The sequence below is a fragment of the Streptomyces sp. enrichment culture genome, assembly GCF_964272855.1.
GTDB lineage: Bacteria > Actinomycetota > Actinomycetes > Streptomycetales > Streptomycetaceae > Streptomyces.
Genome location: NZ_OZ186847.1, coordinates 5201862 through 5222210 on the forward strand (window position 1 = coordinate 5201862; position 20349 = coordinate 5222210).

17 protein-coding genes and 1 tRNA gene are annotated in these 20349 nt (G+C 72.4%); 12 read left to right on the forward strand and 6 right to left on the reverse strand.

The features are described from left to right. Positions 1-96: 96 nt before the first annotated feature. The 8 genes from ACSU6L_RS22845 to ACSU6L_RS22880 all read left to right on the forward strand — a co-directional run bounded on the left by ACSU6L_RS22845 (position 97) and on the right by ACSU6L_RS22880 (position 10630). The gene (locus ACSU6L_RS22845) at positions 97-1389 is read left to right on the forward strand and encodes an extracellular solute-binding protein (protein ID WP_437059548.1); all 1293 of its coding nucleotides are present in this window, start codon (positions 97-99) and stop codon (positions 1387-1389) included. 41 nt (positions 1390-1430) lie between these two features. After that, complete coding sequence (locus ACSU6L_RS22850) at positions 1431-2375, forward strand: carbohydrate ABC transporter permease (protein WP_437059550.1); 945 nt, start codon at positions 1431-1433, stop codon at positions 2373-2375. Then, the gene (locus tag ACSU6L_RS22855; RefSeq protein ID WP_437059552.1) at positions 2372-3217 is read left to right on the forward strand and encodes a carbohydrate ABC transporter permease; all 846 of its coding nucleotides are present in this window, start codon (positions 2372-2374) and stop codon (positions 3215-3217) included. Before ACSU6L_RS22850 ends, ACSU6L_RS22855 begins: the two co-directional genes overlap by 4 nt. 4 nt (positions 3218-3221) lie before the next feature. Further along, positions 3222-4844, forward strand: a complete 1623-nt coding sequence (locus tag ACSU6L_RS22860) for a beta-N-acetylhexosaminidase (protein WP_437059554.1) — start codon at positions 3222-3224, stop codon at positions 4842-4844. Between the two features lie 223 nt (positions 4845-5067). Continuing rightward, complete coding sequence (locus ACSU6L_RS22865) at positions 5068-5961, forward strand: FAD binding domain-containing protein (RefSeq protein ID WP_073938242.1); 894 nt, start codon at positions 5068-5070, stop codon at positions 5959-5961. After that, positions 5958-7715, forward strand: a complete 1758-nt coding sequence (locus ACSU6L_RS22870; RefSeq protein ID WP_437059557.1) for a 2Fe-2S iron-sulfur cluster-binding protein — start codon at positions 5958-5960, stop codon at positions 7713-7715. Before ACSU6L_RS22865 ends, ACSU6L_RS22870 begins: the two co-directional genes overlap by 4 nt. Then, on the forward strand, positions 7712-10036 hold the full coding sequence (locus ACSU6L_RS22875) for a xanthine dehydrogenase family protein molybdopterin-binding subunit (RefSeq protein WP_437059559.1): 2325 nt from the start codon (positions 7712-7714) through the stop codon (positions 10034-10036). Before ACSU6L_RS22870 ends, ACSU6L_RS22875 begins: the two co-directional genes overlap by 4 nt. Before the next feature lie 66 nt (positions 10037-10102). Then, positions 10103-10630, forward strand: coding sequence for an SUKH-4 family immunity protein (locus tag ACSU6L_RS22880; RefSeq protein ID WP_073938245.1), 528 nt, complete (start codon positions 10103-10105; stop codon positions 10628-10630). On the opposite strand, the gene ACSU6L_RS22885 is transcribed toward ACSU6L_RS22880, so the two are convergent. Next, positions 10599-10673 (reverse strand) — tRNA-Cys (locus ACSU6L_RS22885). The genes ACSU6L_RS22880 and ACSU6L_RS22885 overlap by 32 nt on opposite strands. Before the next feature lie 183 nt (positions 10674-10856). Between ACSU6L_RS22885 and ACSU6L_RS22890 the strand changes: the two genes are divergently transcribed. The 4 genes from ACSU6L_RS22890 to ACSU6L_RS22905 all read left to right on the forward strand — a co-directional run bounded on the left by ACSU6L_RS22890 (position 10857) and on the right by ACSU6L_RS22905 (position 16083). Next, positions 10857-12326: an MFS transporter gene (locus tag ACSU6L_RS22890; RefSeq protein ID WP_437059561.1), complete on the forward strand. Its 1470-nt coding sequence runs from the start codon at positions 10857-10859 to the stop codon at positions 12324-12326. Positions 12327-12475: 149 nt separating this feature from the next. Beyond that, positions 12476-14269: a DEAD/DEAH box helicase gene (locus ACSU6L_RS22895; RefSeq protein ID WP_073938247.1), complete on the forward strand. Its 1794-nt coding sequence runs from the start codon at positions 12476-12478 to the stop codon at positions 14267-14269. 313 nt (positions 14270-14582) lie between these two features. Then, complete coding sequence (locus ACSU6L_RS22900; protein WP_073938248.1) at positions 14583-15224, forward strand: IclR family transcriptional regulator; 642 nt, start codon at positions 14583-14585, stop codon at positions 15222-15224. 67 nt (positions 15225-15291) lie between these two features. Further along, positions 15292-16083, forward strand: coding sequence for a YlbL family protein (locus ACSU6L_RS22905; protein ID WP_437059564.1), 792 nt, complete (start codon positions 15292-15294; stop codon positions 16081-16083). Between the two features lie 6 nt (positions 16084-16089). On the opposite strand, the gene ACSU6L_RS22910 is transcribed toward ACSU6L_RS22905, so the two are convergent. Genes ACSU6L_RS22910 through ACSU6L_RS22930 form a run of 5 tightly spaced genes read right to left on the reverse strand, consistent with a single transcriptional unit; the run spans position 16090 to position 20331 of the window. After that, positions 16090-17082, reverse strand: coding sequence for a glycine betaine ABC transporter substrate-binding protein (locus tag ACSU6L_RS22910; RefSeq protein ID WP_437059566.1), 993 nt, complete (start codon positions 17080-17082; stop codon positions 16090-16092). An 11-nt stretch (positions 17083-17093) separates the two neighbouring features. Beyond that, complete coding sequence (locus tag ACSU6L_RS22915) at positions 17094-17954, reverse strand: ABC transporter permease (protein WP_437059568.1); 861 nt, start codon at positions 17952-17954, stop codon at positions 17094-17096. After that, on the reverse strand, positions 17951-19192 hold the full coding sequence (locus ACSU6L_RS22920) for a betaine/proline/choline family ABC transporter ATP-binding protein (RefSeq protein ID WP_437059570.1): 1242 nt from the start codon (positions 19190-19192) through the stop codon (positions 17951-17953). Before ACSU6L_RS22920 ends, ACSU6L_RS22915 begins: the two co-directional genes overlap by 4 nt. Continuing rightward, positions 19185-19832, reverse strand: coding sequence for an ABC transporter permease (locus ACSU6L_RS22925; protein WP_073938253.1), 648 nt, complete (start codon positions 19830-19832; stop codon positions 19185-19187). Before ACSU6L_RS22925 ends, ACSU6L_RS22920 begins: the two co-directional genes overlap by 8 nt. 16 nt (positions 19833-19848) lie before the next feature. Continuing rightward, the gene (locus tag ACSU6L_RS22930) at positions 19849-20331 is read right to left on the reverse strand and encodes an Lrp/AsnC family transcriptional regulator (protein ID WP_437059573.1); all 483 of its coding nucleotides are present in this window, start codon (positions 20329-20331) and stop codon (positions 19849-19851) included. Positions 20332-20349 lie beyond the last annotated feature (18 nt).

Here is a 20349-nt window from a genome sequence, read left to right on the forward strand (position 1 = left end):
TTGTCGGCGTGTTCGGGTAGTACCTAGCCTCCGTGGTGTTGTGCAGAGCAAAACAGTCATTGCGCATGTTGCAACGAAACGCCGGAGGAACGCTTCATGAAGCTCCCCGCCCGTCTGGCCGTGCTCCTCGCCGTCATGGCCGCCACCGCCTGCGCCCCCCAGACCACCGACACCAGCGGCTCCGACAAGGACGACAAGAGCGGCACCCTGCGGGTCTGGCTCTTCCAGGAGGTCGGCAACAAGCCGAAGGAACGAGTCGTCGACGCCGTCGTCGACAGCTTCGAGAAGGCCCACGAAGGCGCCGAGGTCTCCGTCGAGTACATCCCGGTCGAGAGCCGCGCCCAGCGCATCAAGGCCGCGTTCAACGACCCCGCCTCCGCGCCCGACGTCATCGAGTACGGCAACACCGACACCGCCGGCTATGTGAAGGACGGCGGGCTCGCCGACGTCACCGGGGACTTCGCCGCCTGGCCCGAGGCCGAGGACACCGACCCGACGGCCCGGCAGTCGGTGACGGTCGACGGCAAGGTCTACGGCGCCCCGTTCTTCGTCGGTGTCCGCGCGCTCTACTACCGGACGGACGTCTTCGACGACCTCGGACTCGAAGTGCCCCGCACCCAGTCCGAGTTGATCGAGACGGCCAAGGAGATCCGGGCCGCCCGGCCCGACCTGTACGGCCTCGCCGTCGGCGGCGCCTACACCTACGGCGCGCTCCCGTTCGTCTGGGCCCACGGCGGCGAGCTGGCCACCCGCGAGGGCGGCTCCTACGTCTCCGCCGTCGACGGCGCCGCCGCCCGGCGGGGCATCGAGGCCTACACCTCCCTCTTCGGCGACGACAACTGCCCCGCCCCCAAGTGCGCCGGCATGGGCGGCAACGACACGGTCACCGCCTTCGCGTCCGGCAAGGCGGCCATGGCGATCGGCGGGGACTTCAGCCACGCGGCCGTGGAGGCGGGCGCGGTGAAGGGCAAGTACGCCGTCGTACCGCTGCCCGGGGTGAAGGCCGGGGAGATCGCGCCCGCCTTCGCGGGCGGCAACAACATCGGCGTCCTGAAGAGCACCGGGCACCGCACCCTCGCCGTCGACCTGATGAAGCGGCTCGCCGGCAAGCGCACCCAGGGCGAACTCTTCGACGCGATGGGCTTCCTGCCGACGTTCACGGACGTACGGCGCGAGGCCGCCGAGAAGGAGCCGTTCGTGCGGCCCTTCGTGCGGACGCTGGCCGCCGGGGCGAAGTTCGTGCCCGCCTCGCCGGCCTGGGCGCGCATCGACTCCTCGTTGGTGCTGCCGACCATGTTCCAGGAGATCGTCAGCGGCCGGAAGGACGTGGCCGCGGCGTCGCAGGACGCGGCGAGGAAGATGGACGACGCGTTCGGCTCCGCCGGGTGAGCGGGGTACCTACCGGGGCGGGGGCCGCGGAGCGCGGGCGGGTGCGGGTTCGCAGTGGTCTCCCGCGCCCGCGCGGCGGTAGCCGCGGATTCGACACAGCCCCGCGCCCCGCCCGGCGTCAGACCACCCCATGGCTGTATCTCGCCCCCGCGCTCGTCGTTCTCGGCGGGCTGCTCGTCTATCCGATCTACCAGCTCGGGCTGATCTCGCTGTTCGAGTACACGCAGGCACAGGTCAGTGGCGGTGAGCCGACGGTCTTCCGGGGGCCGGCCAACTACACCGAGCTGTTCGGGGACAGGCAGTTCTGGAGGGTACTGCTGGCCACCGTGCTGTTCGCCGCCGCCTGCGTGGTGGCCACGCTCGCCGTGGGCTGCGCGCTCGCCGTGCTGCTCACCCGGGTGCGGGCGCTGCCCCGGCTGGCGCTGATGCTGGCCGCGCTGGGCGCGTGGGCGACCCCGGCGGTCACCGGCTCCACGGTCTGGCTGCTGCTGTTCGACCCGGACTTCGGGCCGGTCAACCGGCTGCTCGGGCTCGGCGACCACTCCTGGACGTACGGCCGGTTCAGCGCGTTCTTCCTGGTCCTGCTCGAAGTGGTCTGGTGTTCGTTCCCGTTCGTGATGGTGACGGTGTACGCGGGGATCCGCGCGGTGCCGTCCGAGGTACTGGAGGCCGCCGCGCTGGACGGCGCCTCGCAGTGGCGGATCTGGCGGTCGGTGCTCGCGCCGATGCTCCGGCCGATCCTGGCGATCGTCACCATCCAGTCGGTCATCTGGGACTTCAAGGTCTTCACCCAGATCTACGTCATGACGGGCGGCGGCGGCATCGCCGGCCAGAACCTGGTGCTGAACGTCTACGCATACCAGCGGGCGTTCGCCTCGTCCGAGTACGGCCTCGGCTCGGCGATCGGCGTGGTGATGCTGCTGATCCTGCTCGCGGTGACGCTGGTGTACCTGCGGCTGCTGCGCCGACAGGGGGAGGAACGGTGAATCTTTCACGGTGGCGTGTGCGGCGTCCGTGGCGGCTGGCCGCCGAGTGCTCGGCCCTGCTGATCGCGGTCGTCGTCGCCTTCCCCCTCTACTGGATGGTGCTCAGCGCCTTCCGGCCGGCCGGGGAGATCGAGTCCGGCGAGCCCCGGCCCTGGACGCTCGCGCCCTCGCTGGATTCCTTCCGGCGGGTCTTCGGGCAGCAGGAATTCGGCCGTTACTTCCTCAACAGCGTGATCGTCGCGGGCTCCGTGGTGATCGTCTCGGCGCTTGTCGCGTTTCTCGCGGCGACCGCCGTGACCCGATTCCGGTTCCGCTTCCGGACCACCCTGCTGATCATGTTTCTGGTGGCCCAGATGGTGCCGGTCGAGGCGCTCACGATCCCGCTGTTCTTCGTCATGCGGGACTTCGGCCAGCTGAACACTCTGGGGTCGCTGATACTGCCGCACATCGCCTTCTCGCTGCCGTTCGCGATCTGGATGCTGCGGGGGTTTGTGAAGGCGGTCCCGGAGGCCCTGGAGGAGGCCGCGTACATCGACGGGGCGAGCCGGGCGCGATTCCTGTGGCAGGTCCTTTTCCCGCTGGTCTTCCCGGGGTTGGTGGCCACGAGTGTGTTCTCCTTCATCTCGGCCTGGAACGACTTCCTGTTCGCCAGGTCGTTCATCGTCAGCGACACCTCGCAGTCGACCCTGCCGATGGCCCTGCTGGTCTTCTTCAAGCCGGAGGATCCCGACTGGGGCGGCGTGATGGCCGCGTCCACGGTGATGACGATTCCGGTGCTGGTGTTCTTCGTACTCGTACAGCGACGCCTGGTCTCGGGGCTGGGCGGAGCGGTCAAGGACTGACGTGATGGAACTGATTCCGGCACCCCGCGGCGTCGTCGCCGGCTCCGGCGAGGTGCGGCTGACGGAGCGCTCCCGGCTCCGCGCCGGCACCGGGACGGAGGGCGTCGGCCGCCGGCTGGGCGCCGACCTCCGGCAGGCCACCGGCCTGCCGCTGCCCGAGGCGCCGGACGCCGACGGCACCGCCGGCGATGGCGTCACGCTGCGGCTCGACCCCGAGCTGGGCCCGGAGGCGTACCGCCTCGTCAGCGACCGGAGCGGCGTGCTGATCGAGGGCGGCGACGCGGCCGGTGCCTTCTGGGGCGCCCAGACGCTGCGGCAGCTCCTCGGACCCGACGCGTACCGCAGGGCCCCGATCGGCCGGGACCGCGCCCGGTCCGTGCCGCACGTCACGATCGAGGACGCCCCGCGCTTCCGCTGGCGCGGCCTCATGCTCGACGTGGCCCGGCACTTCATGCCGAAGGAAGGCGTCCTGCGCTACCTGGATCTCATGGCGGCGCACAAACTCAACGTCTTCCACTTCCATCTGACCGACGACCAGGGCTGGCGCGTCGAGATCGGAAAGTACCCCCGGCTGACCGAGATCGGCTCCTGGCGGGCGCGGACGAAATTCGGTCACCGGGCCTCGCCGCTGTGGGAGGAGAAGCCGCACGGTGGCCACTACACCCAGGACGACATCCGCGAGATCGTCGCCTACGCCGCCGAGCGGCATATCACCGTCGTCCCGGAAATCGACGTACCGGGCCACTCGCAGGCCGCCATCGCCGCGTATCCGGAACTCGGGAACACCGACGTCATCGACACCACCGCCCTCACCGTCTGGGACAACTGGGGGATCTCTCCCAACGTACTCGCCCCCACCGACAACACCCTGCGCTTCTACGAAGGCGTCCTCGATGAAGTGCTGGAGCTGTTCCCGTCGGAGTTCGTGCACATCGGGGGCGACGAATGCCCCAAGGAGCAGTGGCGGAGTTCCCCGGCGGCCCAAGCGCGCATCAGGGAACTGGGACTGGCCGGGGAGGACGGGCTCCAGGCGTGGTTCATCGGCCACTTCGACCGGTGGCTGACCGCGCGGGGGCGCCGGCTCATCGGCTGGGACGAGATCCTGGAGGGCGGCCTCGCGGCGGGCGCGGCCGTGTCGTCCTGGCGCGGGTACGCGGGCGGGGTGACCGCCGCGCGGGCGGGCCACGACGTGGTCATGTGCCCCGAGCAGCAGGTCTACCTGGATCACCGGCAGGACGCGGGCGCGGACGAGCCGGTCCCCATCGGCTACGTCCGCACCCTGGAGGACGTCTTCCGGTTCGAGCCGGTTCCCCCGGAGTTGACGCCCGAGGAGGCCCGGCACGTGCTGGGCACCCAGGCCAACCTGTGGACGGAGGTGATGGAGGACCCCGCGCGCGTGGACTACCAGGCCTTCCCGCGTCTCGCCGCCTTCGCCGAGGTCGCCTGGAGCGCCCTGCCCGCCCCGCACGAACGGGACTTCGCCGGATTCGAACGGCGGATGGCCGCCCACTACCGGCGCCTCGACGCCCTCGGCGTGGCCTACCGGCCGCCGTCGGGGCCGCGGCCGTGGCAGCGGCGGCCCGGGGTCCCGGGACGTCCGATCGACGGTCCGCCACCGAACAGGTGACGGAAAAGGCCCCCGGTCTCCCCGAAGAGCGGCAATCCTGCTGAATCGGTGAAGTACGTCCCAAACGGACCATCTACCCGATGAGGTGGGCGAATGCCTCCTAGCGGACCCCCGCGTCCGGGCCCTGCGAAGATGTGCCAGAGTTGCCACGTCCGCCCTGTCAGCACGTACCGTACGGCAGCACAGGCGGGACCAGGTGGGGCAGCGGGAAGGGGCAGCCGGTTTGACCACGCACGCACCGCAGGCGGCGCAGGCCGTCACCCTGCCCGCCACTCTCGACGAGGCCGTGGCGGCGCTCACCGCGATGCCCGCCGCGGTCCCGGTGGCGGGCGGCACCGATCTGATGACCGCCGTCAACTCCGGTCAGCTCAGACCCGCCGGACTGGTGGGCCTCGGCCGGATCAGCGAGATCCGTGGCTGGCAGTACCAGGACGGTCACGCCCTGCTCGGCGCGGGCCTCACGCACGCGCGCATGGGCCGTCCCGACTTCGCCGCCCTGATCCCCGCGCTCGCCGCCGCCGCGCGCGCCGCGGGCCCGCCGCACATCCGCAACGCGGGCACTCTGGGCGGCAACATCGCCTCCGCCGCACCCACCGGCGACGCGCTGCCGGTGCTGGCCGCCCTGGAGGCGACGCTGATCGTCGCCGGCCAGGGCGGGGCCCGTCGGGAGATCCCGGTGTCGCACCTGCTGGCCGGCATGGAGATGCTCCGCGCGGGCGAACTCATCGGCTACGTGCGCGTGCCGCTGCTGCACGCCCCGCAGGTCTTCCTGAAGGCGACCGGCCGGACCGGCCCCGGGCGGGCCGCGGCCTCCGTCGCCCTGGTCCTCGACCCCGCGCGGCGCGGCGTGCGGTGCGCCGTGGGCGCCATTGCGCCGATGCCGCTCAGGCCCCTGGAGGCCGAGCAGTGGGTCGCCCAGCTCATCGACTGGGACAACGACCGCGCGATCGTCCCGGAGGCGCTGCACGCCTTCGGCGAGTACGTCGCCGCGGCCTGCATCCCCGACCCGGCGCCGGCCGAGGACGGCTCCGTGGTGCCGCTGCCGCCCGCCGTACTGCACCTGCGGCGCACCGTCGCCGCGCTGGCCCGACGAGCACTGGGGAGGGCGCTGTCGTGACCGACGACCAGCACGGAGAGGGCACGCCCCAGGGCGGCGGCCGCTGGGACCCGCTGCCCCAGGGGGACTACGACGACGGCGCCACCGCGTTCGTGCAGCTGCCCGAAGGCGGCATCGACGCGCTCCTCGCCGCCTCCGAGAGCCCGCTCGCCGCGCCCGGCCACGGCTATGTGCCCCCGCCCATAACGGTCGCCCCGGCCACCACCGCCGGCACCGACCCGGCGGCCACCGGCGCCTGGAGCATGCCCGCCGAAGGCGCCCAGTGGCCCGACCCCGAGGCGGTGCCGCAGCAGGACGCCGCGCACGACCGGTTCACCTACGACCCCGGGGCGACCGGGCAGTGGACGTACGCCGAGCCGCCGGAGACGTACGAGGAGCAGCCGGAGGCGCTGCCCGCGCCCGGCCACGACGTCACCGGCCAGTGGTCGATCCCGGTCGCCGGAGGCGACCTGCCGGACGAGTCGGGCGAGTTCACCACGTCCGCCCTGGTCGAGCAGTGGGGCGGTACCCCGCCCGCCACCCTGCCCGGCGGCGCGCCCGCGCCCTGGGCGACGGAGGGCGCCGGGCAGGCGTGGGCGCAGCAGGCGACGGCCGCGGACGGCGGTACGCACCCGCAGGACCACTCGCAGTCTCACTCGCAGGCCCACTCGGAGCCGACGCCCGCGCACGGCATGTACGTGGGGCACCTCCCGGAGGCGGAGACGGAGGCTGAGTCGGCCGAGGCACCGGCCGCGGAGGCCGCGGAGGCCGCGGAGGCCGGGGAGGCCGGGGGAGCGCCGGAAGCCCCGGAAGCCCCGGAGACGGCAGGGGCAGGAGAGGCCGTGGAGGCCGTCTCCGGGGGCGTGGAGACTCCCGACGGCACCGAGCCCACCGGAATGGCTCCGGACGCCTCCACAGGCGGCGAGAGCCCCGCTGAGGGCCCCGCGGAGGCCCCCCCGGAGGCCGGGCGCCTCCCGGAGGCCGAGGGGCTGCCGGACGCGGAACCCGCGCAGGCCGCCGACACCCCGCCGTCACCCTCGGACGCCGCCCCCGAGCAGGAGCACGCCGCCGAGCCCGCCGCGGCGCCCGACGCCGCGCAGGACCCCCCCGCGCTCCCCGGCGAGGAGCACCCCCTCGCCTCCTACGTGCTGCGCGTCAACGGCGGCGACCGCCCCGTCACCGACGCGTGGATCGGCGAGTCGCTGCTGTACGTGCTGCGGGAACGGCTCGGGCTGGCGGGCGCCAAGGACGGCTGCTCGCAGGGCGAGTGCGGGGCCTGCAACGTGCAGGTCGACGGGCGGCTCGTGGCCTCCTGCCTGGTCCCGGCCGTGACCGCCGCCGGCAGCGAGGTCCGTACCGTCGAGGGCCTGGCCGTGGACGGGCAGCCGTCGGACGTGCAGCGGGCGCTCGCGCGGTGCGGCGCGGTGCAGTGCGGGTTCTGCGTGCCCGGCATGGCGATGACCGTGCACGACCTGCTGGAGGGCAACCCGGCGCCCACCGAGCTGGAGACCCGCCAGGCGCTGTGCGGCAACCTGTGCCGCTGCTCGGGCTACCGGGCCGTCGTCGACGCGGTCCAGGAGGTCGTCGCAGAACGCGACGCGCACGCCGCGTCCGACGCGGCCGAGACCGACGAGGCCCGCATCCCGCACCAGGCGGGTCCGGGCGCCGGGGGCGTCAACCCGTCGGCGTTCGAGGCGTTCCAGCCGCACGACCCGTCGTTCGGGCAAGGACCCGGAGACGGACAGGGACAGGGACAGGACGGAGGCCAGGTGTGAGCAACGAAGCCGTCACCGCGAGCACCGCCACCGCGGCCGGCACCGCCGAGGCCGGCCCCGCCCCGGAGCCGATCCCGCACGGCCTCGGGTCCTCGCTGCCCGCCGCCGACGCGCGCGCGAAGACGGAGGGCACGTTCCCGTACGCGGCCGACCTGTGGGCCGAGGGACTGCTGTGGGCGGCCGTGCTGCGCGCCCCGCACGCGCACGCGCGGATCACGTCCATCGACACCACCCACGCGCGCGCGATGCCGGGCGTCCGGGCCGTCGTCACCCACGAGGACGTGCCGGGGAGCGCGCTCTACGGCCGGGGCAAGGCCGACCGGCCGGTCTTCGCGTCCGACGTCGTACGCCACCACGGCGAGCCGATCGCCGCCGTCGCCGCCGACCACCCGGACACCGCGCGGATGGCCGCCGCGGCCGTCATCGTCGAGTACGAGGTGCTCGACCCGGTGACCGACCCCGAGCAGGCGTTCGAAGCCGCGCCGCTGCACCCCGACGGCAACCTGATCCGGCACATCCCGCTGCGGCACGGCGACCCCGAGGCGGCCGGCGAGGTCGTCGTCGAGGGCCTGTACCGCATCGGCCGCCAGGACCCCGCCCCCATCGGCGCGGAGGCCGGTCTCGCCGTGCCGCGCCCGGACGGCGGCGTCGAGCTGTACCTGGCCTCCACGGACCCGCACGCCGACCGTGACACGGCCGCCGCCTGCTACGGCCTGGAACCGGAACGCGTCAAGATCGTCGTCACCGGTGTGCCCGGCGCCACCGCCGACCGCGAGGACCAGAGCTTCCATCTGCCGCTCGGCCTGCTGGCCCTGAGGACCGGCTGCCCGGTGAAGCTCACGGCCACGCGTGAGGAGTCGTTCCTCGGCCACGCCCACCGGCACCCCACCCTGCTGCGCTACCGCCACCACGCGGACGCCGAGGGCCGGCTGGTCAAGGTCGAGGCGCAGATCCTGCTGGACTCGGGCGCCTACGCGGACACCTCGTCGGAGGCGCTCGCGGCGGCGGTGGCGTTCGCCTGCGGGCCGTACGTCGTCCCCAACGCCTTCATCGAGGGCTGGGCCGTCCGCACCAACAACCCGCCCTCCGGCCATGTGCGCGGCGAGGGCGCGATGCAGGTGTGCGCCGCCTACGAGGCGCAGATGGACAAGCTCGCCAAGAAGCTCGGCGTCGATCCGGCCGAGCTGCGGCTGCGCAACGTCATGGCGACGGGCGACGTCCTGCCCACCGGCCAGACGGTGACCTGTCCCGCGCCGGTCGCCGAACTCCTCCAGGCCGTAAGGGACTTCCCCCTCCCCGCGCTGCCCAAGGACACCCCCGAGGAGGAGTGGCTGCTGCCCGGCGGCCCCGAGGGCGCGGGCGAACCGGGCGCGGTGCGCCGGGGCGTCGGCTACGGCCTGGGCATGGTGCACATGCTCGGCGCGGAGGGCGCCGACGAGGTCTCCACGGCCACGGTGAAGGTGCAGGACGGGGTGGCGACGGTGCTGTGCGCGGCCGTCGAGACCGGCCAGGGCTTCACCACGCTGGCCCGGCAGATCGTGCAGGAGATCCTCGGCGTCGACGAGGTCCACGTGGCTCCGGTGGACACCGACCAGCCGCCCGCCGGGGCGGGCTGCCGGGGCCGGCACACGTGGGTGTCGGGCGGCGCGGTGGAGCGCGCGGCGAAGATGGTCCGCACGCAGCTCCTGCAGCCGCTGGCCCACAAGTTCGGCATGTCCACCGAGCTGCTGCAGATCGCCGACGGCAAGATCACCTCCTACGACGGGGTCCTGTCGACGACCGTCGTCGAGGCCCTGGAGGGCAAGGAACTCTGGGCGACCGCGCAGTGCCGCCCGCACCCGACCGAGCCGCTGGACGGCGCGGGGCAGGGCGACGCCTTCGTGGGCATGGCGTTCTGCGCGATCCGCGCGGTGGTGGACGTCGACATCGAGCTGGGCTCGGTACGGGTGGTGGAGCTGGCGGTCGCCCAGGACGTGGGCCGGGTGCTGAACCCGGCACAGCTGGCGGCCCGGATCGAGGCGGGCGTCACCCAGGGCGTGGGCATCGCGCTCACCGAGAACCTGCGGGCCCCGCGCGGGGTGATACGGCACCCGGACCTCACGGGGTACGCCCTGCCGACGGCCCTGGACGCGCCGGACATCCGGATCGTCAAGCTCGTCGAGGAGCGGGACGTGGTCGCGCCGTTCGGCGCCAAGGCGGTCAGCGCGGTGCCGGTGGTGGCGTCGCCGGCGGCGGTCGCGTCGGCGGTTCGGGCGGCGACGGGCCGCCCGGTGAACCGGCTGCCGATCCGGCCGCAGGCGGCGGTGGTGACCGCGCAGTGAGCGGCCGGTTCTGATCGTCGCGGCTGGTCGGGGCGATTGTCAGTGGTGCCGCGTAGTGTTCTTCCCATGAGCACGACCGGCGCCGTCATCGCGGCGATCAGCACCCCGGCCACGGAGTCCGGCCTCGCCCTCGACCTGCCTTCGCGCCTGCTGGACCAGGAGTTCGGCCGGGGGCGCGTGGCGCGTTTCGAGGACGTCGACTTCCCCGTGACGCTCACCCATGAACCGACCCGCCGCTTCCTCCGCGAGACCGGTCTGCCGGCGGACGAGGTCCTGTTCTCGCTGGACACGGACCTGCCGCTGCCGACGCTCACCGAGTTCTACACCGACGAGGAGTACACGGGCGGCTTCCCGCTCGACCGACTCCCGCGGGACGCCGACCAGTTGATACGCCTCGGCCGCCTGGCCGGCGACGCGGGCCTGGTGGTCGACGGCACGAGCGGCGAGATCCTCCGCTGGACCGAGCCGCAAGCCCGTCTGGACCCGCTGAACCGGGACGTGTCAGAACTGGTCCTCGCGCTCTGCCTGTTGCGCACGAACAACAGCGAGGCGATGACGGGCCTGGAGGCCGTGGCGGGAATCGAACCCGCGTAACCAGATTTGCAGTCTGGCCCCTGAACCACTCGGGCACACGGCCAACGTGTCGCGTCGACCGTACGGCGGGCCGGAACGCGGGCTCAAGGGATCCGGGCGCGCTGCAACATGACCGCCACACGCCGTTCATGAACGGGTGCCGCAGGACGGCGTAGGACCAACGGCGGAGGAGATCACCACCTATCGACAGGGGTCAAACACCCTCGTGCCCCTTACTCTGACGTGCATGGCCGCCCTTGAACCCCGCGACGCCGTGGTCGCGGACACAGAAGTCACCCCCGAACCCGCGGGCCCCGTCGAGCGCGACGGCGTCCTCGCCCGGCCGTACCGGGCCCTCAGCATCGGGATCGTCTCCGTCGTCCTCCTCATCGCCTTCGAGGCGACCGCCGTCGGGACCGCGATGCCGGTCGCGGCGCGGGAGCTGGACGGGGTGTCGCTCTACGCGTTCGCGTTCTCGGGGTACTTCACGACGAGCCTGTCCGGGATGGTGCTCTCGGGCCAGTGGTCCGACCGGCGAGGCCCGCTCGGACCGGTCACCTGCGGTATCGCCGCCTTCGCCGCGGGGTTGCTGCTGTCCGGCACGGCCGGGGTGATGTGGCTGTTCATCCTCGGGCGGGCCGTGCAGGGCCTCGGCGGCGGCCTGGTGATCGTCGCGCTGTACGTGGTCGTCGGCCGGGCCTACCCCGAGCGGCTGCGGCCCGCGATCATGGCCGCGTTCGCCGCGAGCTGGGTCGTCCCGTCGATCGTCGGCCCGCTCGCCGCGGGCGCGGTCACCGAGCGGCTGGGCTGGCGCTGGGTGTTCGTCGGCATACCGCTCCTCGTCGTCCTCCCGCTGGCGCTGGCCCTGCCGCAGATCCGGCGCCGGGCGTCCGGAGCGGTCGGGGCGGACGGCGGCTCCGGCGCGGGCGCTTCCTTCGACGGCCGCCGTATCCGCCTGGCGCTCGGCATCTCCCTCGGCGCCGGACTGCTCCAGTACGCCGCCCAGGACCTGCGCTGGATCTCCCTGCTGCCCGGCGTGGCGGGCGCCGCGCTGCTCGTGCCGGCGGCGCTCGGACTGCTGCCGCGCGGCACCTACCGGGCGGCGCGAGGCCTGCCCTCGGTGGTGCTGCTGCGCGGCGTGGCGGCGGGCTCGTTCATCGCGGCGGAGTCGTTCGTGCCGCTGATGCTGGTCACCCAGCGGGGCCTGTCACCCACGATGGCGGGGTTCTCGCTGGCCGCCGGCGGCGGGACGTGGGCGCTCGGTTCCTGGGTGCAGTCGCGGCCCCGCCTGGAGCCGTACCGGGAGCGGCTGATGACGCTGGGCATGGTGCTGGTGGCGGCGGCCGTCGCGACCGCGCCGAGCGTGCTGATCGACGCCGTGCCGGTGTGGACGGTGGCCGTCGCCTGGGGCTTCGGCTGCTTCGGCATGGGCCTGGTGATCGCCTCGACCAGCGTGCTGATGCTCCACCTGTCCGCCCCCGAGGAGGCGGGCACCAACTCCGCCGCCCTCCAGATCTCCGACGGCCTGTCGAATGTGATCCTCCTCGCGGCGGGCGGTGCCGCCTTCGCCGCTCTCGGCGGCGGGACAGTGGCCCACGCCACGACCGGCGCGGCGGACGCGGCCTCCCATCCGGCCGCCTTCGCCGCCGTCTTCCTGCCGATGGCGTTGGTGGCACTGGCGGGCGCGTGGGTGACGACACGGCTGCGTGAGCGGTGAGTGAATCGGCGGCGTCACAGAGGGTGTTGTGACGTGAGTCCCACCCACGGGCGACCCGGCCTCGTTCGCGCGTTGACGGTGCCGGGCCGCCGGTAGGGTGGCCCGGTTGTCCTACGTAGCCGAGCCGCCCTACCCCCCGTACGGAGACCGTGACTACCACCGCCGCTTCCTCCTCCCACCACCTTTCGCCCGCCTTCCCCGGCCGCGCCCCCTGGGGTACCGCCAGCAAGCTGCGTGCCTGGCAGCAGGGTGCGATGGAGAAGTACGTCCAGGAGCAGCCGCGAGACTTCCTGGCCGTGGCCACCCCGGGCGCAGGCAAGACCACCTTCGCGCTCACCCTGGCGTCCTGGCTGCTGCACCACCACGTCGTGCAGCAGGTGACCGTGGTCGCCCCCACCGAGCATCTGAAGAAGCAGTGGGCCGAGGCCGCCGCGCGGATAGGCATCAAGCTGGACCCCGAGTACAGCGCCGGACCGCTGGGCCGTGAGTACCACGGCGTCGCCGTCACCTACGCCGGTGTCGGCGTCCGCCCGATGCTGCACCGCAACCGCGTCGAGCAGCGCAAGACCCTCGTCATCCTCGACGAGATCCACCACGCCGGCGACTCCAAGTCGTGGGGCGAGGCCTGCCTGGAGGCGTTCGAGCCCGCCACCCGGCGCCTCGCGCTGACCGGTACGCCGTTCCGCTCCGACACCAACCCCATCCCGTTCGTGACGTACGAGGAGGGCGCGGACGGCATCCGGCGCTCGTCGGCCGACTACACCTACGGTTACGGCTCCGCGCTCGCCGACAACGTCGTCCGCCCGGTCATCTTCCTCTCCTACAGCGGCAACATGCGCTGGCGGACCAAGGCCGGCGACGAGATCGAGGCCCGGCTCGGCGAGCCGATGACCAAGGACGCCATCAGCCAGGCCTGGCGTACGGCGCTGGACCCGCGCGGCGACTGGATGCCCGCCGTGCTGCGCGCCGCCGACCAGCGGCTGACCGAGGTCAGGAAGGCGATCCCGGACGCGGGAGCGCTGGTCATCGCCTCCGACCAGGACTCGGCCCGCGCCTACGCCAAGCTCATCCGGGACATCACCGGGCACAAGGCGACGCTGGTCCTCTCCGACGACGCCGGCGCGTCCGACCGGATCGACGAGTTCAGCAACAGCACCGACCGCTGGATGGTCGCCGTCCGCATGGTGTCCGAGGGCGTCGACGTGCCGCGCCTCGCGGTCGGCGTGTACGCGACGACGATCTCCACCCCGCTGTTCTTCGCGCAGGCCGTCGGACGATTCGTGCGGTCGCGGCGCCGTGGCGAGACCGCGTCGGTCTTCCTGCCGACCGTGCCCGACCTGCTCGGCTTCGCCAACGAGATGGAACGCGAGCGGGACCACGTCCTCGACAAGCCGAAGAAGGACGGCGAGGAGGACCCGTACGCCGAGGAGGACAAGCTCCTCCAGGAGGCGGAGAAGCAGCAGGACGAGGACACCGGCGAGCAGGACATGCTGCCCTTCGAGGCGCTGGAGTCCGACGCCGTCTTCGACCGGGTCATGTACAACGGCGCCGAGTTCGGCATGCAGGCCCACCCCGGCAGCGAGGAGGAGCAGGACTACCTCGGCATCCCGGGCCTCCTCGAACCCGAGCAGGTGCAGCTGCTGCTGCAGAAGCGGCAGGCGCGGCAGATCGCGCACAGCAAGAAGAAGCCGGACAGCGAGGCGGACCTGCTGGAGCTGCCCGCCGAGCGGCGGCCCGTGGTCTCCCACAAGGAGATGATGGAGCTGCGCCGGCAGCTCAACACGATGGTCGGCGCGTACGTCCACCAGAGCGGCAAGCCGCACGGGGTCATCCACACCGAGCTGCGCCGCGTCTGCGGCGGGCCGCCGGCCGCCGAGGCGACCGCCGGTCAGCTGCGGCAGCGGATCGCCAAGGTGCAGGAGTGGGCCACCCGGATGCGATAGCGCCGGGCCCGCCCGGCAGGGCGCGAGCCACGGCGGCGTGCGCCGTACGTATCAGGACATATCGCGGCAGGTCATATCGGCCACTGACCGGATTCTGGACGGAGCCTTCCGCTGAGCGAACCGGCTCGCTACTGTCCCGCTACGCACACGCCCCGTGGCAGCGCCGCCGCGGAGCGCAGCCGTGAAGCGACGCGGCTCGGTACAGGCCGGGCCGCCGGCCGATCGGCAGCCTCTGAAGCGCGTCGCTGACGGGACTCGGCGACGCATCCGCCGCGAGGGGGCTGCCGACCTCACCACTTAAGGAGTGGGCGTCGTGACCGCGGAGACCTCTCAGACGCTCGACCGGGGACTGCGGGTCCTCAAGCTGCTGGCCGACACGGACCACGGGCTGACCGTCACCGAGCTATCCACCAAACTGGGCGTGAACCGGACCGTTGTGTACCGGTTGCTGGCCACGCTGGAACAGCACGCACTCGTACGCCGGGACCTGGGCGGCCGCGCCCGGGTGGGACTCGGCGTGCTGGGACTCGGACGGCAGGTGCATCCGCTGGTACGGGAGGCGGCGCTGCCGGCGCTGCGGTCGCTGGCGGAGGACATAGGCGCCACGGCGCACCTGACGCTGGTCGACGGGGCGGAGGCGCTGGCCGTGGCCGTCGTCGAGCCGACGTGGACCGACTATCACGTGGCGTACCGGGCGGGGTTCCGGCACCCGCTGGACCGGGGGGCCGCGGGCAAGGCGATTCTGTCCGCGCGGCAGAAGCCGTCCGGTGACCCCGGGTACACGCTGACCCACGGCGAGCTGGAGGCGGGCGCGAGCGGGGCCGCGGCGCCGCTGCTGGGCGTGACCGGGGTCGAGGGCAGCGTCGGTGTCGTGATGCTGGCCGACGCGGTGCCGGAGCGGGTGGGCACGCGGGTGGTCGAGGCGGCCCGGGAGGTCGCGGAGGCGCTGCGCTGAGCTGTGCGAGCCAGGTGGCACGGTTGCCCGCAGGCTGAGCCGGTGGGTCCTCCGTTAGATTGACTCCGTGCTCTCTCGTCTCTCTCGCCCCCAGGCCCTCGCCGTCTGCGCGCTGCCCGTCGTGGCGCTTCTCGCCACCGCGGCGTTCGCGCCGCTGCCGTTCGTCGTGGCGGAGCCGGGGATGACGGCGGACGTGCTCGGCAAGGACAAGGGGACGCCGGTGATCACCATCACCGGGGCGCCGACCCTGAAGACGAGCGGCGAGCTGCGGATGACGACCATCGAGGCGTCCGGTCCGGAGGCGCCGGTGTCGTTCGCGGACGTGGTCGACGGCTGGTTCCGCAGCGACGAGGCCGTGCTGCCGCGGGACGCCGTGTACCCGAGCGGGGACAGCGAGCAGGAGATCGAGGAGTACAACGAGAAGCAGATGCGGGAGTCGCAGGACGACGCGACCGCCGCCGCGCTGAACTACCTCGACCGTGTCGACGAGGGCATCGAGGTCGACCTGGAGCTGGAGGACGTCGGCGGGCCCAGCGCCGGGCTGCTGTTCTCGCTCGGCATCGTCGACAAGCTCGACGGGAACGGCAGCGGGGGCGACCTGACCGGCGGCCGTACGATCGCCGGGACCGGCACGATCACCCCGGACGGCGAGGTCGGACCGGTGGGCGGGGTGGCGCTCAAGACGCAGTCCGCCAAGCGTGACGGCGCCACCGTCTTCCTGGTGCCGAAGGCCGAGTGCCCGGACGCGAAGTCGGAGCTGCCGAAGGGGCTGCGGCTGATCCCGGTGACCACGCTGAAGGGGGCCGTGCAGTCCCTGGTCGCCCTCCAGAGCGGCAAGGGCTCCGTGCCCAGTTGCTGAGCGGGTTCAGCCTTCCTTGACGAACCCTTCCTGCACCAGCCAGTCCAGCGCGACCTGGTGCGGGTCCTCGCCGTCCACGTCGACCTTGGCGTTGAGGGTCTGGGCGACCTCGTTGTTCAGCTTCTGCGTGATCGGGTCGAGGATGCCCGCGATCGCCGGCCACTCCTTCAGCGTGTCGGTGTTGATCACCGGAGCGGCGTTGTAGTTGGGGAAGAACTCCTTGTCGTCCTCCATGACCACCAGGTTCATGGACTTGACCCGCCCGTCGGTGGTAAAGACCTCGCCGTACGTGCAGGTGCCCTTCGCCACCTGGGTGTAGATGATCCCGGTGTCCATCTGGGTGATGCGGCCCGCCGGGATGTCCATCCCGTACTCCTTCTCCATCCCCGGCAGTCCGTCCGCCCGGTTGGCGAACTCGCCCTCGACGCAGAGCGTCACCGCGCCCGGGTCCTTCTCGGCCAGCTCGGCCACCTCCGACAGCGTCTTCGTGCCGTACTTCTCGAAGTTCGCCTGGTTCGTCGCCAGCGCGTAGGTGTTGTTCAGCGCGGACGGCGCCAGCCAGGTCACGCCGTTCTCCAGATCGGCGTCGCGCACCACCTGCCACTGCTGCTGCGGGTCGGGGATGGGCTCGCTGTTGCCCATGTACGTGATCCAGGCGGTGCCGGTGTACTCGTACGCGGCGTCCGCGTCGCCGTTGACGACGGCCTCGCGGGAGCCGATCGAGCCCTGGATGCCGGTGCGGTCGAGGACTTCCGCGCCGGCCGCCTGGAAGGCGATGCCCATGATCGCGCCGAGGACGAGCTGCTCGGTGAACTCCTTGGACGTCACGGTGAGCTCGGCACCCTTGAGGGGCTCGCCCTGCCCGATGGAGCCCGGCTTCACGTCGTCGACCATCGGCGAGCCGCTGGTGAGCCCGCAGCCCGCGGCCGCGACCAGGACGCCGGCCAGCAGCAGGCCCGTACGCCTCCCGGCCCCGCGTCCCATGGCCCCGCGTCCCATGGCCCCGCGCCTCATGTCCCGCTCTCCAGTCCCCGCGGCCGCAGCACCAGTTCCGCCAGTGACGCCGCCCAGTCCACCAGCAGGGCGAGGGCGACGGTGAGGATGGAGCCCAGTACCAGCACGGGCATGCGCTGGCTGGTGATGCCCGTGGTGATCAGGACGCCGAGGCCGCCGCCGCCCCCGAAGGTCGCCAGGGTCGCCGTGCCCACGTTCAGCACCAGCGCGGTCCGGACGCCCGCCAGGATCAGCGGGACCGCCAGGGGCAGCTCCACCTTCGTGAGTACCCCCATGGGGGACATGCCGATGCCGCGCGCCGCCTCCAGCAGCGTCGGGTCGTTCGCCTTGAGCCCGGCGATGGTGTTCGACAGCACCGGCAGCACGGCGTAGACGGTGATGCCGATCAGGGCCGACCGGCGGCCGATGCCGAACCAGATCACCAGCAGCGCGAGCAGGCCGATCGCGGGGGTCGCCTGGCCCATGTTGGCCAGCGCCATCGCGAACGGGGTGGCCCTGCGGAACCGCTGCCGGGTCAGCAGGATGCCCAGCGGGATCGCGATGATCAGCACGAAGAAGGTGGAGATCAACGACAGCTGGATGTGCTGCCACAGCGCCTTGGAGACCCGCCCGCCCGACAGCGCGTTCTCGGAGATGGTGTCCAGCTCGGCCTGCTGGAACCACAGCCAGGTCCCCAGCAGCAGCAGCACCAGGAACGCGGGCAGGAACGTCAGCTTCTTCCACCCGATCCGGCGGGGCGCGGGGCGGTGCAGATGCGGGACGGGCTCCAGCTCGGCCTCGCCGTCGTCCCGGAAGGGCAGCCCCCTGACCTCGTGCTCGCCCTCGGGGCGGCGCTCGCGCTCCGGTGAGGTCGTCACGCCTTCGTCTCCCCCGGGGCACCCTCCTGCTCCGCGCGGGTCAGCTCCTCCCTCGCCTCCTCCAGCTCCTGCTGGTGCTCGATCGCGTCCAGCCGGTCGGCCTCCAGCAGTTCGTGCACGGAGTTCATTAGCGTCTCCATGTCGACGACGCCGGTGTACTCGCCGCGCCGGCCGGTCACCGCGACCCGGCCGGCGTTGTCGGTGAGGACGGCTTCCAGGGCGTCCCGCAGGGTGGCGTCCCGGGTCACCGTGTCGTGCACCAGGGTGCCCGCGCGCGCCAGCGACCCCCTGGCCCGCATCAGGTCGCCGCGCCGCAGCCACTTGTAGGGGCGGCCCCGCCGGTCCAGCAGCAGGATCTCGTTCGTCCCGCCGCGGCGGAGCTTGTTGAAGATGTTCTGCAGCGGTTCGTCCACGGTCACCGTCGGATACTCGGTGATCTCCACCTCGCGCACACGCGTCAGGTTCAGCCGCTTCAGCGCGGCGCCCGCGCCGACGAAGCCGGAGACGAAGTCGTCCGCCGGGTTGGTGAGGATCGCCTCCGGGGTGTCGAACTGGGCGATGTGCGAGCGTTCCCGCAGCACCGCGATCCGGTCGCCCAGCTTGATCGCCTCGTCGAAGTCGTGGGTGACGAAGACGATCGTCTTGTGCAGCTCGTGCTGGAGCCGGATCAGCTCGTCCTGGAGGTGGTCCCGGGTGATCGGGTCGACCGCGCCGAACGGCTCGTCCATCAGCAGCACGGGGGGATCGGCGGCCAGCGCCCGCGCCACGCCCACGCGCTGCTGCTGCCCGCCGGACAGCTGGCGCGGATAGCGGCCGCGGAACTCGCCCGGGTCCAGACCGACGAGGTCGAGCAGCTCCTCGACCCGGTCGCGGATCCGGGTCTTCGGCCAGCCGATCATCTTCGGTACGAGGCCGATGTTCTGCGCGACGGTCATGTGCGGGAAGAGTCCCGCGGACTGGATGGCGTAGCCGACCTTGCGGCGCAGCTTCACCGGGTCGATGTCGGTGACGTCCTCGCCGTCGATCCGGATCCGGCCGCTGGTCGGCTCGATCAGCCGGTTGATCATCTTCAGGGTGGTGGACTTGCCGCAGCCGGACGGCCCGACGAAGATCACCGTCTCGCCCGCCCCGATCTCCATGCTGACGTTGTCCACCGAGGGCGCGGGGTTGCCGGGGTAGCGCTTGGTCAGGTTCTCCAGCTCGATGGTGGCGCCGCCACCGGCACTGTTCTCAGGCACGGATCCCCCTGGGAATGGTCAGCCGTCCGAGCAGGACGTAGGCGGCGTCGAAGAGCAGGGCCAGCACGATGATCCCGAGGGTGCCCGCGAGCACCTGGTTCAGCGCGTTCTTGCTGCCCAGCGAGGCGATCCCGCGGAAGATCAGGTTGCCGAGGCCGGGCCCGGAGGCGTACGCCGCGACGGCGGCGATGCCCATCAGCATCTGGGTCGAGACCCGGATGCCGGTCAGGATCGGCGGCCAGGCCAGCGGCAGTTCCACCCGCGCCAGCCGCATCGACCGGGACATCCCGATGCCGGTCGCGGCGTCCAGCAGCGCCGGGTCGACGCCCCGCAGGCCGACGATCGAGTTCCGCACGATCGGCAGCAGCCCGTACAGGATCAGCGCGATCACGGTGGGGGCCACGCCGAGGCCGACGATCGGGATCAGCAGACCGATCATGGCCAGCGACGGGATGGTCAGGATGGTGGACGTGGTGGCGGTGGCCATGCTGCCGCCCCAGGCGCTGCCGTAGGTTGCGACGCCGATCAGCACGCCGAGCACGGTGGCCACGACGATGCACTGGAAGACGACGCTGGCGTGCTGTGCGGCGTCGCTGAGCAGCTGCTGATGGCGACTGCCCAGGTACTCCCAGAAGTTCACACCGCCTCACCCCAAGCTAGGACGTCCTTTCCCGGTCCTCGGCCGCCTGCTCCACGAGCGGGATGATCCGCAGCGGAACGGGGTTTTCCATCACGATCGCGGTGGAGGCCCGGACGATGCCATCAAAACCGACAACCCGGTCGATCACCCGCTGAAGATCGGCGTTGGAGCGGGCCACCAGACGGCACAGCATGTCGTTGGTGCCGGTGGTGGTGTGCAGCTCCAGCACTTCCGGAACGGTCGCCAAGTGGGCCCTTACATCGGCTCCTTGCCCCTGCCGGATCTGCAGCGTGGCGAACGCCGTGACGGGGTAGCCGAGGGCCGCGGGGTCCACCTGAGGACCGAATCCGCGGATGACTCCGTTCGACTGAAGCCGGTCCAGCCGCGCCTGCACGGTGCCGCGTGCCACCCCCAGCCGCCGGGACATCTCCAGCACCCCGATCCGGGGCTCCCGCGCGAGCAGCACGATGATCCGCCCGTCCAGATGATCGATCGCCATGCCGAGCCCTCCCGGCTC

Coding starts and splice junctions, on each gene's coding strand:
- ACSU6L_RS22910 (WP_437059566.1), bottom strand. CDS start 17,082: ATGGGACGCGGGGCCATGGGACGCGGGGCCGGGAGGCGTACGGGCCTG.
- ACSU6L_RS22845 (WP_437059548.1), top strand. CDS start 97: ATGAAGCTCCCCGCCCGTCTGGCCGTGCTCCTCGCCGTCATGGCCGCC.
- ACSU6L_RS22860 (WP_437059554.1), top strand. CDS start 3,222: ATGGAACTGATTCCGGCACCCCGCGGCGTCGTCGCCGGCTCCGGCGAG.
- ACSU6L_RS22890 (WP_437059561.1), top strand. CDS start 10,857: ATGGCCGCCCTTGAACCCCGCGACGCCGTGGTCGCGGACACAGAAGTC.
- ACSU6L_RS22930 (WP_437059573.1), bottom strand. CDS start 20,331: ATGGCGATCGATCATCTGGACGGGCGGATCATCGTGCTGCTCGCGCGG.
- ACSU6L_RS22880 (WP_073938245.1), top strand. CDS start 10,103: ATGAGCACGACCGGCGCCGTCATCGCGGCGATCAGCACCCCGGCCACG.